This window comes from Parasphingorhabdus sp. (assembly GCF_049667325.1).
In the GTDB taxonomy this organism is placed as follows: domain Bacteria; phylum Pseudomonadota; class Alphaproteobacteria; order Sphingomonadales; family Sphingomonadaceae; genus Parasphingorhabdus.
The window spans coordinates 1-13,015 of sequence record NZ_JBATHY010000138.1 but is presented as its reverse complement, the minus strand read 5'-3'; the positions used below and the strand labels follow the sequence as shown (position 1 = coordinate 13,015).

General features: G+C 57.2%; 13 protein-coding genes. 9 read left to right on the top strand and 4 right to left on the bottom strand.

The window, feature by feature from the left end; all coding sequences use genetic code 11:
• Together WBM93_RS06650 and WBM93_RS06645 are read right to left on the bottom strand one after the other, a co-directional pair.
• The coding region (locus tag WBM93_RS06650) for an MFS transporter (protein ID WP_424429856.1) at positions 1 to 673 on the bottom strand (673 nt) is incomplete at its 3' end.
• Entirely contained in the window at positions 670 to 1,506 is an 837-nt protein-coding gene (locus WBM93_RS06645; RefSeq protein WP_424429853.1) for an SDR family NAD(P)-dependent oxidoreductase, read from the bottom strand. The genes WBM93_RS06650 and WBM93_RS06645, both read right to left, overlap by 4 nt.
• A 167-nt stretch (positions 1,507 to 1,673) precedes the next feature.
• Here WBM93_RS06645 and WBM93_RS06640 point away from each other — a divergent pair, with 167 nt between their 5' ends.
• From WBM93_RS06640 to WBM93_RS06615, 6 genes are all read left to right on the top strand, one after another.
• Positions 1,674 to 2,867, top strand: a complete 1,194-nt coding sequence (locus WBM93_RS06640) for an acyl-CoA dehydrogenase family protein (RefSeq protein ID WP_424429850.1) — start codon at positions 1,674 to 1,676, stop codon at positions 2,865 to 2,867.
• Between the two features lie 82 nt (positions 2,868 to 2,949).
• A complete protein-coding gene (locus tag WBM93_RS06635; RefSeq protein ID WP_424429847.1) occupies positions 2,950 to 4,086 on the top strand; it encodes an acyl-CoA dehydrogenase family protein in 1,137 nt (378 codons plus the stop codon).
• A 12-nt stretch (positions 4,087 to 4,098) separates the two neighbouring features.
• Positions 4,099 to 4,890, top strand: a complete 792-nt coding sequence (locus tag WBM93_RS06630; protein WP_424429859.1) for an SDR family oxidoreductase — start codon at positions 4,099 to 4,101, stop codon at positions 4,888 to 4,890.
• A 71-nt stretch (positions 4,891 to 4,961) separates the two neighbouring features.
• On the top strand, positions 4,962 to 5,489 hold the full coding sequence (locus tag WBM93_RS06625; protein ID WP_424429844.1) for a hypothetical protein: 528 nt from the start codon (positions 4,962 to 4,964) through the stop codon (positions 5,487 to 5,489).
• A 110-nt stretch (positions 5,490 to 5,599) separates the two neighbouring features.
• Positions 5,600 to 6,286: a DUF4197 domain-containing protein gene (locus tag WBM93_RS06620; RefSeq protein ID WP_424429841.1), complete on the top strand. Its 687-nt coding sequence runs from the start codon at positions 5,600 to 5,602 to the stop codon at positions 6,284 to 6,286.
• A gap of 1,048 nt (positions 6,287 to 7,334) precedes the next feature.
• Positions 7,335 to 8,231: an SDR family oxidoreductase gene (locus WBM93_RS06615; protein WP_424429838.1), complete on the top strand. Its 897-nt coding sequence runs from the start codon at positions 7,335 to 7,337 to the stop codon at positions 8,229 to 8,231.
• A gap of 400 nt (positions 8,232 to 8,631) precedes the next feature.
• Here WBM93_RS06615 and WBM93_RS06610 read toward each other — a convergent pair whose 3' ends face one another.
• Together WBM93_RS06610 and WBM93_RS06605 are read right to left on the bottom strand one after the other, a co-directional pair.
• The gene (locus tag WBM93_RS06610; RefSeq protein WP_424429835.1) at positions 8,632 to 9,459 is read right to left on the bottom strand and encodes an FAS1-like dehydratase domain-containing protein; all 828 of its coding nucleotides are present in this window, start codon (positions 9,457 to 9,459) and stop codon (positions 8,632 to 8,634) included.
• Complete coding sequence (locus WBM93_RS06605) at positions 9,459 to 10,637, bottom strand: acyl-CoA dehydrogenase family protein (RefSeq protein WP_424429832.1); 1,179 nt, start codon at positions 10,635 to 10,637, stop codon at positions 9,459 to 9,461. Before WBM93_RS06605 ends, WBM93_RS06610 begins: the two co-directional genes overlap by 1 nt.
• A gap of 165 nt (positions 10,638 to 10,802) precedes the next feature.
• Between WBM93_RS06605 and WBM93_RS06600 the strand changes: the two genes are divergently transcribed.
• From WBM93_RS06600 to WBM93_RS06590, 3 genes are all read left to right on the top strand, one after another.
• Positions 10,803 to 11,912 carry an S-(hydroxymethyl)glutathione dehydrogenase/class III alcohol dehydrogenase gene (locus WBM93_RS06600; protein ID WP_424429829.1) on the top strand — a complete coding sequence of 370 codons (1,110 nt, stop codon included), beginning with the start codon at positions 10,803 to 10,805 and terminating at the stop codon, positions 11,910 to 11,912.
• Positions 11,912 to 12,739 (top strand): S-formylglutathione hydrolase, encoded by an 828-nt coding sequence (fghA, locus tag WBM93_RS06595; protein ID WP_424429826.1) that lies wholly within the window; start codon positions 11,912 to 11,914, stop codon positions 12,737 to 12,739. The genes WBM93_RS06600 and fghA overlap by 1 nt, the downstream gene beginning before the upstream one ends.
• 93 nt (positions 12,740 to 12,832) lie before the next feature.
• The coding region (locus tag WBM93_RS06590; protein ID WP_424429824.1) for an aminopeptidase P family N-terminal domain-containing protein at positions 12,833 to 13,015 on the top strand (183 nt) is incomplete at its 3' end.

Genomic DNA, 13,015 nt, shown 5'->3' with positions numbered 1-13,015 from the left:
GGGCGCTCTCGGCCTTATATCGTCCCACTATCCGCTTGTGCGTGCTGAGCGCCGACACCAGCACGGCAATAGCCATGATAGAGGCACCAATGATAGCGTAAGTGGAATAGCCATCCACGTTAAGCAGTCCGACCGGATAATCTTCACTGGGCACCAGCAGAAAACCATAAGCGAGGACCATCATGCCGAGCCCGCTCGCCCAGCCGAACAGGGTCCGGAAGCGCAAAGTGCTGGTGCGATCATGGTAGTCCCGGCTGAGCTCGGGAAGCAGCGCGAGAGAGGGGACCTCATAGGCGGACAGGGTGAAGCGGACCAGCATTGCCATCACCAGCAGATAGAAAAATTGCACCATGGCGCTGGCTTCGGGGGGATGCCACAGCAGCAACCATGCGATCGCAATCGGAACCGCCGCTCCATATAGCCAGGGATGCCGACGCCCGATCGAGGTTCTGGTCCGATCCGTCAACTGGCCGATTACAGGATCGACAAAGGCATCGACGAACAGCGCAATGGCAATCGCCAGGCTGACTACATCGGCGCGCATGCCGACCACCTGATTGTAATAATAGAGCAGAAAAACAGCAAAACCGTTGTCCTTGACGCCATAAGCGGCGGCGCCAAAGCCATATAGAATCTTGGTCCCGAGCGGCAACTTGTCTGACGTATCAGTCAATGCAGATGCTCCGGCACGATCGCATCGAGCATTCCGGGGATTTCAGGGTCCCAGCTGGCCTGGGTGCCGACCAGCATGCCGCCGTCGACCAGCAAATGGGTGCCGGTGACAAAGCCCGCCGCATCCGACGCCAGATAGGCCGCCGCCTCGGCGATATCATTAGCTACTCCGGGACGGGCGACCGGCTGCACACTGGCTGCGGCCTGGCCGAGAATCGAATTGATCTCCAGAGCCTCTTCTTTATTGGCGCCTAAAGTTGCCGCGAAAATATTGGTCTGGATGAAGCCGGGGCAGATCGCGTTCACCCGGATCTTATATTGGGCGAGCTCGGCGGCAGCCACCTTGGTCAGATGCAACACCCCGGCCTTGGCGGTGGAATAGGCAATCGGACCGTAGCCCGCCTGAAAAGCGCAAATCGACGCCGTATTGACAATCGCTCCGCCACCGCGTTTCTTGAGATGTGGTGCGGCGTAGCGGATACCCATCGCGACGGACTTGAGCAGCAGCGCCATGGCAAAATCCCAGTCATCGCCACTGATCTCGTCGATCGGATCGCGCGGGCCGCCGGCACCGGCGTTGTTGAACACGATATCAATGCCGCCGGTTTTCTCCGCAGCATAGTCCATCAGCGCCTTGATGTCGGCTTCCTGTGTCACATCACATTTCTGGAAATGGAAATCATCGCCCATGGTTGACATCATCGCGGTGCCTTCTGCGTCGTCAATATCGCCCATGACAACGGTGGCGCCTTCGCGGAGAAACAGATCAACTGTTCCACGGCCGATTCCCGATGACCCGCCGGTGATCACCGCGGTCTTGCCTTCAAATCGCATCCTCTTGCGCTCCCTTTTCCTTATTCAACATAGGCTGCGCGCTTTTTGCGCGTCAAATTCGGATGCTCGACCAAAAATAATTTCCGATCGCTTCAAGGGAATCATTGAATCGAACAACGCACTTATGATAGTCCAACTTTAATTGATCAATTAAAAGGAAATTCGTGATGTCCGATCTTGAAACATTCCGGGCGGAGACCGCCGCATGGCTCGAAACCAATTGCCCGCCGGAGATGCGCGAGCCCTTGGTGGACGAGAGCGATGCCTGCTGGGGCGGGCGCAATCCGGTGTTCAAGCCCGGCCAGAAAGAATGGCTGGACATCATGGCCGCAAAAGGCTGGACGGTGCCCGACTGGCCGAAAGAATATGGCGGCGGCGGATTGTCACGGGCCGAAGCGAAAGTTCTGGGTCAGGAAATGGGACGGCTCAAATGCCGGTCGCCGTTGTCGAGCTTCGGCATCTGGATGCTGGGCCCCGCGCTGCTGCATTTCGGCACCGAAGAACAGAAGAAGCATTTCCTGCCGCAAATCGCCCGCGGAGAGATTCGTTGGTGTCAGGGCTATTCTGAACCCGGTTCCGGTTCCGACCTCGCCTCGCTGCAGACCAGCGCGATCGACAAGGGTGATCATTTTCTGGTCAACGGCCAGAAAATCTGGACCAGCTACGCCGACAAGGCGGACTGGATTTTCTGCCTGACGCGGACCGACAAGAACGAAAAGCACAAGGGCATCACCTTCATGCTGTTCGACATGGCGAGCGAAGGGGTGACCACCAAGCCGATCGTCCTGATCTCCGGCCAGTCGGCATTCTGCGAGACATTTTTCGATGACGTGAAAGTGCCCAAGGAATATGGCGAGGGCGTTTCCTCTGTCGTCTTTGAAGTCAACAAGGGCTGGGACGTTGCCAAATATCTGCTCGGACACGAACGCAGCATGATATCCGATCAGGGCGGATCGGGAGGCGGTTCGCTGGGTGCCAAATTTGCAGACCAGACCGGTCGCGATGAAATGGGCCGTCTTGATGATCCGATGCTCCGCGCACAGCTGGCGGATCTGGACATGGAGTTGCTCGCGTTCCGCGCCATGGCCGAGCGGTTTGGCGATACATTCAAGGCCGGTCTCTGTCATCCGGCTCAGCCGAATATGATGAAATATGTCGGCACCGAGATCAACAAGCGCCGTCACGAGCTGATCATGTCGGCCGGCGGCAGTGAAGTGCTGGAGTGGGAAAGCGACGCCAGCAATGGCGGACTCACCGCGCGCAGCTGGTTGCGCACCAAGGCGAATAGTATCGAGGGCGGCACCAGCGAGGTCATGCTGAACGTTATATCCAAGCAGATATTGCGGTTGCCCGGCGCCTAGCGGAACTCTTCCCCATCACCGTTCCGGCGGAACGGGTTTGCGAGCGAGCTCGCAGTGCACAGAACAAGATAAGGACTAGAAAATGCCTCTTTATTTGAACGACGATCAGAAGATGCTGCACGATAGCGCGGCCGAATTCATGAAAGGCGAGGCACCGGTTACGCACTTGCGCGAATTTCGTGACAAGCAATGCAAGGACGGATTTTCGCACGCTTTGTGGAAGCAGTTCGCGGAAATGGGCTTTACCGGCATATTGATCGGCGAAGACGAAGGCGGCCTCGGGCTCGGCCATGTCGAAGCGGGCGTTGTGCTGGAAGAAATCGGACGCAATCTCACGCCTTCGCCGTTTTTGACCACAGCGGTTGCCGGCGTCGAAGCGCTCAACGCAGGTGGCAAGGCGCTGCGCGACAAATATTTCCCTGGTATCATCGCGGGGGATACGGTTCTGGCGCTGGCGGTGGATGAAGGCGCGAAACACCGTCCCGACCAGATCAGTATGGCAGCGACACGCGAAGGCAATGGCTTCAAGCTTGACGGCAAGAAGCAATTTGTGGTGCAGGGCGGCTCGGCTGATATGGTCATCGTGGCGGCGCGTACCAGTGGCAAAGCAGGCGATGACAAGGGTCTGACGCTTTTTGCCGTTGATACAAGCGCGAAAGGTCTTTCCAGAAACAACGCGCGGCTGGTCGACAGTGCGATGGCGGCTCATCTTGAATTTGACGGCGTTATTGTCGATGCTGATGCGGTGGTGGGCGAAGTGGACCAAGGCGATGCAGTCTTGCGGCGTTTGCTCAATGCCGGCCGCTCCGGTGCTGCTGCGGAAACGCTAGGTGTCGGATCCGGTGCGATGGATATCACCGTCGACTATATCAAAGGCCGCAGCCAGTTTGGCCAGTTGATCGGCACGTTCCAGGCGCTGCAACACCGTATTTCCCATCTCTACAGCGAGATGGAAATCGCCCGGGCAACCGTATTGAAAGCCCAGCAGATGCTCGATGAAGGCTCGCCAAAGGCGGAACTGATGGTATCGGTCGCCAAAGCCAAGGCTGGCAAGGCTACCGCGCTGTCCGTCAAGGAAGGCGTCCAGATGCACGGCGGTGTCGGGATGACCGACGAATATGATATCGGCCTCTATATGAAGCGCGACCGCGCGTTGCAGGAATTCATGGGTGATGTGAATTATCACACCAATCTCGTTGCTGAAATGCACGGCTATTAAGGGACAATGATGATGGATTTTAACAAGCTTTTCTCGCTCGAAGGCCGTGTAGCCCTCGTCACGGGCGGCCAGCGCGGCATTGGCGCGATGATCACCGAAGGATTTCTAGCACAGGGCGCCAAAGTCTATATTTCCGGCCGCAAGGCTGATCAGGGCGAAGCCGCTGCTGCCGAATTTGGCGACAAGTGCACCTATATTCAGGGCGATATCTCGACCTATGAAGGTTGCAAGGCCTTGGCCGCAGAAATCGCGTCCCGCGAAGAGAAACTCGACATACTCGTCAATAACGCCGGAGTGGCATGGGGAGAGGAATATACATCCTTCCCGGAAACCGGCTGGGACAAGGTCATGGACACCAATGTCAAAGGCCTGTTCTTCCTGACCCAGGCCTTGCATCCACAATTGAAGGCCGCAGCCAGTTTCGAGCGGCCGGCCAAGGTGATCAATATCGCGTCGATTGACGGGTTGAAGGTCAATCCCTGGGAGACTTACAGCTATCAGGCGTCCAAGGCGGCGGTGATCCACCTGACCCGCAAAATGGCGTCCAAACTGGTGCAGGAAGATATTATCATGACCGGAATCGCACCCGGTGCCTTTGCCTCGACAATGAACAAAGCCGCCCGCGACCACGAGGACATGGTGGAAAAGGGAATCCCCGCGAAACGCATCGGTCGGCCCGAGGACATGGCTTCTGCAGCGGTATTTCTTGCAAGCTCCGCAGGGGACTATGTCGTTGGCTCCACGATTCCGGTGGATGGCGGCGTTGTAAATGCCCCGGGTCCCGGAACATCGATAGACGCCTGATTTCGGCGTGAAGCTTGACGAAGTGCAATCCAGACTGTATTAATATAGCAATACAGTCTGGAGAAATTACTATGTCCACGAAATATCTGATTCTACTGGCGACCCTGCCGCTCCTGTTGTCGGCTTGCAGCAAGGTCGAAGACGGATCTTCCGAAGGTTCCGGCATGTCGATCGACTTTAGCGACGACAGCAAGGCCGAGGACGAGAAGATCAAAATCGGTGGTGGAGAGGACAGCAAATTCTCTATCAAGGCGGATGGCTTCTCGATGGAAGTCGACTTGCCGGATATAACCCTCGACAGCGATGACTTCGACATGAACGATGTCGATCTCTATCCCGGCAGTCGTATGACCAGCTTTGATATCCAGGACAGGGATGGACAGGGCGGCTCGGTCAAGATCAGTTTCAAGGCGCCGGCGGGTGTTGAAAAGCTGGCCAGCTGGTATGAAACGCGATTGACCGTCAATGATTTCGAAGTCGCACGGAACGGAACAAACCTTTCGGGCAAAACCAAGGACGGAGACCCGTTTTCGCTGGCGTTGACCGAAATATCCGCGGAAGAAACAACAGGCGTATTGGAATTTTCCGAACGGAATTAGTTTCGGAAAAACCCGAAATTTGCACGATTTTACCTAGATAGCGCCCGGCGTTCAGGCTCGGGCCAATGGAACATGCTATGATCCCCTGAATAAAATCAGGAGAAACAGTCATGCGTCGCGGAAAAAACTCTGGCAGATTCCTTGCCACCATTGCCCTAGCCACGGCCCCGCTGGCGCTCTTGTCGTTCACCGCGACACCTGCGGCGGCGCAAAGCACGGGCGTGAAGGGCATATTGGGCAACGCTTCCGACAATGCGCTCGACAAGCTTTCCGAACCGGGCGCTTTCTACGCGGACAAGGCGGTTCGCATATTGCTGCCGGGGCCGCTGCAGAAGGCAACGAGCATCTTGCGCTTCACCAGCAAGGCCGGACTGACCAAGGATATTACCAAAACGCTTAATGACGCGGCGGGCAAGGCGGCTCTCGAAGCCAAGCCCGTGTTTCGTTCGGCGATTGACGGTCTGACATTGCAGGACGGTGTCGGTATCGTGACCGGCGGCGAAGCGGCTGGTTCCGATTATCTCCGGCGTACGTCAGGCGAAGAACTGGCGGTCAAGGTCCGCCCTCTGGTTGAAAAAGCGCTGGGCGATCTGGGTGCATATGAGCAGGTTGAACGGCTTGGATCGATCTCCTCGCTGGCGCGGCTGGGCGGGACCGACCTTTCGCGTGATAGTTTGACCGACAGTGTCACCGATCAGGCGCTGGACGGAATTTTCACCTATATTGGCCGGGAAGAGGCGAATTTTCGTCGCAACCCGCTCGACAAAGGCAAGAAGCTCCTTGAAGGAATATTCTAGTATTATCAATGTGATGGTCCTGTGAATGGGACGCTGGACGACGATTCAAGTTGCAAATAATGCAATAGATTGAACTCCGTTTTCAATTGAAACTTACTTCCGATGCGACCATCTGGAGCCTGTAAGTTACGCAGGAAAAGAGATGTTTGACAGGCGTTTTAACAAGGAGAAAATCCATGAGAACGCTTTTCAATATTGTCGCCGCCCTGTCCGTTAGCAGCATCGTATTGCTTTCAACGGTTCAGGTCTAGGCGAAGAGTTACAATCCCGGCCGCCTCATCCTCCTCCCGATCGAGGCGCCGGGATTGGTCCAATGGTCCGGTCCTTCCCCAATCCCCTCCCGATTGAAGGGCCGGACCAACGGACATAAGCTCCATGAATGCACCTGCAGACTCCCATGAAAATTTTATCCACCGCATCGGCAAGAGTTTTCCACCGTTAACTGTACTGCCTGTGGATAACTTGCGATTTTCCGCTAGGTCCGACTCGGGATCAAGAGTCATATGTTGCTTGTCGGAAGGAAAACGGACGAACCAGCGACCAGTCAGCAATGACCCGCAGGACAGCCCGGGACCCGGAAGATGATCGAGACGACCAGTTTGTTTTTCGCAAGAAAAGGAAAATGATCTTTCGATCGATGGTCGGAGAAAGACCGAAAAGGGAAGGCGCAAGCCCGAACGGATCGGCCGGACAAGGATCATCGGGTGACTGGACCCGATGCGGGTTGGAGACCGAAGCGAAGAAGCGCAAGCGGACGCGTGGACAACAACCAACCATTAACGCATCTGGCCCGGAAACCGGACGCTGAACAAGCGGCGGCTGGAATCGCAAGAGGACAGCAGCCCCAACAGAGGCGCAGCGGGAGCTTATCTTCGGATAAGCTCCCGTTTTTTGTTGGACGACGGCAGAAGCGACGGAGTTCCGCAACTCCGGTGCCAAAACATGTCCCAACAATCACCTTTTCCCCAGCATCATTGCTGCTAGTTTGAATGTGGCGACTCATCATGGATGAGCGGCACAACGACAGAACAGAACAGGACAGGATGATATGGACAGCAGCAAACTCATGTTCCGCGATGGCCTGATGCAGGGCGAACGCATTCTCGTGACCGGCGGCGGTACCGGTCTCGGCAAGGAAATGGCCGAAGGCCTGCTCAAGCTCGGCGCCGAGGTCCATATCTGCGGCCGGCGCGGCGAAGTGTGCCAGGCAACAGCGGAAGAACTGGTCGCGAAACATGGCGGCAAGGTCGTTCCCCACCCGTGCGACATCCGCAATGCAGAGATGATAAGCGAGATGAACGATATCATCTGGCAGCAACACGGCCCGCTCACCGGTCTGATCAACAACGCGGCGGGCAATTTTATCTCGCGCACCGAGGATCTCTCTATCCGCGGTTTTGATGCCATTGCCAATATCGTATTTCGCGGCACATTCTATATGACCCATGATATCGGCAAGCGCTGGATCGAGGGCAAGACGCGCGGAAATATCGTTTCGATCCTGACCACCTGGATCTGGAACGGCAGCGCGTTCACCGTGCCCAGCGCGATGTCCAAGGCCGGGATCAATGTCATGACCCAGAGCCTGGCTGTGGAATGGGCCCGTTATAATATCCGGCTCAACGCGATCGCTCCGGGCCTGGTCCCGACCGAGGGCATGTCCAGTCGCCTCAACCCCCCCGGTAGCGACGAAGACCGCCAACGCAGCGGGGCACCGATGGGCCGGCCAGGCGAGATGCACGAGCTTGCCAATCTCGCGGCTTTTCTGCTTGGCCCTGGTGTCGAATATCTCACCGGCCAGACCATCGCCATTGACGGCGGCAGCTATCTTGCCGGCGGCGGTAATTTCTCGCAGCTGCTTGCCTGGGGTGACGACGAATGGAATGCGGCCAAAGACGCAATCCAGGGGCAGAACCAGAAAGACCGTGCGAAACGGACGGTTTGAACTTCGTTCTGAGAGCGAGCCCGTAGCAAAAAACAGAGTGATTCCGGTCACAGGCGGACGGAAGCAAATCGGCTAATCCATTCTTGCGAAGCCGTTCGTCGTCACGCAGGCGGCTTCGCACCAGTTTACCGGAAAATCCACACAAGCTCGGCGTCAGCATGCACTGACCGCCGGGTTTTATATTTGGTGATCCTTTTCTTGACCGGTGATCGCGATCACAGCGTCCGCACAAAGACTCGGTTAACAAGATCTTGCGGCACCGGCCCCATCGGACAGTATATTCTGCTCGATCCCGGCGCCGCACCAAGCCCATTTTGGGTATTCAGAGGAAGTCCGGTGGTTTTTGCGACCCATCCGCCGGGCTTCTTTTGTTGTGGCCGGTGAATCCTTTGCTTAGCTGCTAGATTCGCGCCTGAGCGGACATGATGGTTTCTCCATCCTCGCCGAGAACGGCCAGTGTGAGGCTTTGTCCCTCACAGTTTCCAACCAAGTTTAACACGTTATTCGCAAAAGCCGGAGACTGTCCCCGGAAGGAAAAACTCGACAGTTTGTTCGCGCCCAGTTCGCTTGCCGCCATGTTCAGCAACAACACCGCCATCAGCGGGCCTTGCACGACGAGGCCGGGATAGCCTTCTTCCTCCACCGCATAGGGCCGGTCATAATGGATGCGGTGGCTGTTGAAGGTGAGCGCTGAAAAGCGGAACAGCATTGCCTCGCTCGGGATGATCTGCTGTTGCCAGTCCCAGCCCTCAAGATCCGGGGCTTGGTTGCTGGCCAAACTGGCCGGTGGGGCGGTCTTCGCGGACTCCCGATAGACGATATTCTGCCGTTCGCGAACCGCCACCCGGTCGCCGACGCGCGTTTCATGGTCGATAGCGACAAACACCAGATCGCCGGATTTACCCGACTTTTCCTCGATTGAAGCGATCGAAGAGACGCGCGACACTTCGTCACCGAGTTGCAGCGGATTTTCAAAAGAAACGCTGCTCGACGCCCACATCCGGCGGGGCAGGGAAATGGGGGGCAGGAAGCCGCCTTTTGCGGGATGCCCGTCTTCTCCCAGTTCTGCCGTCGATGCATGGGGCAGGCAGAGGCACCAGTGCAGACCCTGCGGAATTTCATCCGTCACCGGCGTGTCGAAGGTCGCGCAATAGCGTTGCAGCAAGCCTGGCGTTATGATGTCCTTGCGCGTCTCGCTCTTGCCGATCCAGTCTGCCCAGTCAGCCATTAATAGCTCCTCGGCAGACCCAGCACATGTTCTGCGACATAGGACAGGATCATATTGGTGCTGATCGGGGCGACCTGATAGAGCCGGGTCTCGCGAAATTTGCGTTCGACATCATATTCGGCGGCAAAGCCGAAGCCGCCGTGGGTCTGGACGCAGGCCTCTCCGGCCGCCCAGCTGGCATCGGCGGCCAGCATCTTGGCCATATTGGCTTCCTCGCCGCAATTCTCGCCGGCTTCATATTTGCGCAAGCCTTTGTGGACCAGCAATTCGGCCGCGCGCATCTGCGCATAGGCGCGGGCGATCGGGAATTGGACACCCTGATTCTGGCCGATGGGGCGACCGAATAATACCCGTTCCTTGGCATAGGCAGTCGCTTTTTCGATGAACCATTTGGCGTCACCGATACATTCCGCCGCGATCAGCAGCCGTTCGGCGTTCATGCCCGAGAGGATGTAGCGGAAGCCACTGCCTTCCTCGCCGATCAGATTGGCGGCGGGCACCCGCATATTGTCGAAAAACAGCTCGGTGGTGCTGTGGTTCATCATGGTTTCGATCGGCCGGATGGTCAGCCCGTTGTCGAGTGCCGCATTCATGTCGACGAGAAAGACTGACAGGCCGTCGGTGCGCTTGCTCACCTGATCCCGAGGCGTCGTGCGGGCGAGCAGCAGCATCAGGTCGCTATGCTCGGCCCGGCTTGTCCACAATTTCTGACCATTGATGACATAATCTTCGCCGTCGCGCCTGGCGACGGTCTTGAGCGCCAGCGTATCGGTGCCGCTGGTCGGTTCGGTCACGGCAAAAGCCTGTAACCGCAGCGCGCCTGTCGCGATTTTAGGCAGATATTGCGCCTTCTGCGCGTCCGATCCGTGGCGCAAGACGGTGCCCATGATATACATTTGCGCGTGGACCGCGCCGCCATTGCAGCCCTGTGTCTGGATTTCCTCGAGGATCGCCGCGGCCGCAGAAATCGGCAATCCGGCCCCGCCGAATTCTTCCGGAATCAGTGCGGCAAGATAGCCAGCCTCTCCCAGAGCGGTAACAAAATCGGTGGGATATTCGCGCGCCTTGTCGCGTGCCTGCCAATATTCGCCCGGGAATTTCTGGCAAAGTTTGGCGACCTCCTCGCGGATCGACGTATAATCCTGGATCAATTCCGGTTCTCCCAATATATATTTCATTGAAACGATCTCGGCGGGAAGATCAACCGACAATCTTTTGTGACCGGACAATAGAAGGCTTGCAGATTTCGGGCGGGTCGGTTGAAATCATACGGTCAGGCTTGCGGATAACGATCACTGTGACATACAAGACCGGAAACCGACCAACAGAGGATATCAGGCGATATGAAAACCCGCGCAGCCGTTGCATTTGAAGCCAAAAAGCCGCTCGAGATTGTAGAGCTTGATCTGGAAGGGCCGAAAGCCGGCGAAGTGCTGGTCGAGATCATGGCGACAGGCATTTGTCATACCGATGCCTACACCCTCGATGGTCTCGACAGCGAAGGCAAATTCCCGAGCGTATTGGGCCACGAAGGCGCCGGTATCGTACGGGAAGTGGGTGCAGGTGTGACCTCGGTGGCACCAGACGATCATGTGATCCCGCTCTACACGCCCGAATGTCGCCAGTGCAAAAGCTGCCTGTCCGGCAAGACCAACCTGTGCACCGCGATCCGCGCGACCCAGGGGCAGGGGCTGATGCCCGACGGCACAAGCCGCATGTCCTACAAGGGCGAGGCAATCTATCATTATATGGGCTGCTCGACGTTTTCGAATTTCATTGTCCTGCCGGAAATCGCGGTTGCCAAAATCCGGACCGACGCGCCGTTCAACACCAGTTGCTATATCGGATGCGGGGTCACAACTGGTGTCGGCGCGGTGGTCAACACGGCGAAGGTCGAGCCGGGCGCAAATGTCATCGTCTTCGGTCTTGGCGGCATTGGCCTGAACGTGTTGCAAGGCGCGCGGATGGTCGGCGCGGACAAGATTATCGGCGTCGACATCAATGATGACCGCGAAGCATGGGGCCGCAAATTCGGCATGACCCATTTCGTCAATCCGAAAAAGATCAAGGGCGATATCGTCGAGCATCTGGTGGCGCTGACCGATGGCGGCGCGGATTATACATTTGACTGCACCGGAAATACCGACGTGATGCGCCAGGCGCTGGAAGCCTGTCACCGTGGCTGGGGTGAGAGCATTGTTATCGGCGTTGCGGAAGCCGGCAAGGAAATCTCCACCCGGCCGTTTCAACTGGTCACCGGCCGGGTCTGGAAAGGCACGGCCTTCGGTGGCGCGCGCGGGCGGACCGATGTGCCGAAAATCGTCGACTGGTATGTCAACGGCAAGATCGAGATCGACCCGATGATCACCCACACGCTCACGCTGGAGGAAATCAACAAGGGCTTTGATCTGATGCACGCCGGCGAGAGCATCCGCTCCGTAGTGCTGTTCTGATGGAAACAGTTTCAACCAACCGGAGCTTCGGCGGCACACAGGGTGTTTATTCCCACGCGTCATCCAGAACTGGAACCCGAATGACCTTTGCGGTCTATCTTCCCGATCATGACAAAGGCGCAAAACTGCCGGTTCTGTGGTATCTGTCCGGCCTGACCTGCAGCCATGCCAATGTCATGGAAAAGGGGGAATACCGGGAATTGGCGAGCAAGCTGGGGTTGGTCGTCATTGCGCCGGACACGTCGCCACGCGGTCAGGACGTGCCCGATGATAGCGCCTATGACATGGGGCAGGGCGCCGGTTTTTACGTCGATGCCACCCAGGAGCCATGGTCCGAACATTTCCGGATGCGCAGCTATATCGAACAGGAATTGCCGACCCTGATCGCGGAGCAATTTCCGGTCGATATGAACCGGCAGGGGATATTCGGGCACAGCATGGGCGGCCATGGCGCGCTGACCATCGCCTTGCGTAATCCGGAACGCTATAGATCCGTTTCGGCCTTCGCGCCGATTGTCGCTCCGTCACAATGTCCCTGGGGCAAGAAGGCGCTGGGCCGCTATTTGGGAGAACATAAAGCGGCTTGGCGGGACTATGATGCCTGTTCGCTTGTCGAGGACGGCGCGCGTTTTCCCGAGATTCTGGTCGACCAGGGCGCGGCGGATGATTTTCTGGAAGAGCAGCTAATGCCGCAATTGCTGGTGGACGCTTGCGCAAAAGCCGAAATCCCGCTGACTCTGAATATGCGGGAAGGTTATGACCACAGCTATTTTTTCATTTCCACCTTCATGAACGATCATTTGCGGTGGCATGCCGATCGGCTGTAACGGGCAACTTGGGGCGTCCTGAAATCAACGGGACATCGGCAATTCCAACGTGACTGTCTTGCAGCAGGTCTGCCCATGCCGGAGATTTTTCCCATGACGACAATATCGCGGCCGCCATCGATCAGCACCGCCGAACGGGAGCAGCGACTGGATCATCTGCGCCAAGCGATGGCGGTTAGCGGGCTTGATGCGATCCTCATCACACCGGGCAGCAACATGCACTATTATTTCGGCGAGGCTTTTTATGAAAGCGAGCGCTTTGTCGGTGTATTGATC

What these genes read in the sequence shown, in the direction of transcription:
- WBM93_RS06645 (WP_424429853.1), bottom strand. Translation starts at nt 1,506, where the DNA reads ATGCGATTTGAAGGCAAGACCGCGGTGATCACCGGCGGGTCATCGGGA.
- WBM93_RS06640 (WP_424429850.1), top strand. Translation starts at nt 1,674, where the DNA reads ATGTCCGATCTTGAAACATTCCGGGCGGAGACCGCCGCATGGCTCGAA.
- WBM93_RS06635 (WP_424429847.1), top strand. Translation starts at nt 2,950, where the DNA reads ATGCCTCTTTATTTGAACGACGATCAGAAGATGCTGCACGATAGCGCG.
- WBM93_RS06630 (WP_424429859.1), top strand. Translation starts at nt 4,099, where the DNA reads ATGGATTTTAACAAGCTTTTCTCGCTCGAAGGCCGTGTAGCCCTCGTC.
- WBM93_RS06625 (WP_424429844.1), top strand. Translation starts at nt 4,962, where the DNA reads ATGTCCACGAAATATCTGATTCTACTGGCGACCCTGCCGCTCCTGTTG.
- WBM93_RS06620 (WP_424429841.1), top strand. Translation starts at nt 5,600, where the DNA reads ATGCGTCGCGGAAAAAACTCTGGCAGATTCCTTGCCACCATTGCCCTA.
- WBM93_RS06615 (WP_424429838.1), top strand. Translation starts at nt 7,335, where the DNA reads ATGGACAGCAGCAAACTCATGTTCCGCGATGGCCTGATGCAGGGCGAA.
- WBM93_RS06610 (WP_424429835.1), bottom strand. Translation starts at nt 9,459, where the DNA reads ATGGCTGACTGGGCAGACTGGATCGGCAAGAGCGAGACGCGCAAGGAC.
- WBM93_RS06605 (WP_424429832.1), bottom strand. Translation starts at nt 10,637, where the DNA reads ATGAAATATATATTGGGAGAACCGGAATTGATCCAGGATTATACGTCG.
- WBM93_RS06600 (WP_424429829.1), top strand. Translation starts at nt 10,803, where the DNA reads ATGAAAACCCGCGCAGCCGTTGCATTTGAAGCCAAAAAGCCGCTCGAG.
- fghA (WP_424429826.1), top strand. Translation starts at nt 11,912, where the DNA reads ATGGAAACAGTTTCAACCAACCGGAGCTTCGGCGGCACACAGGGTGTT.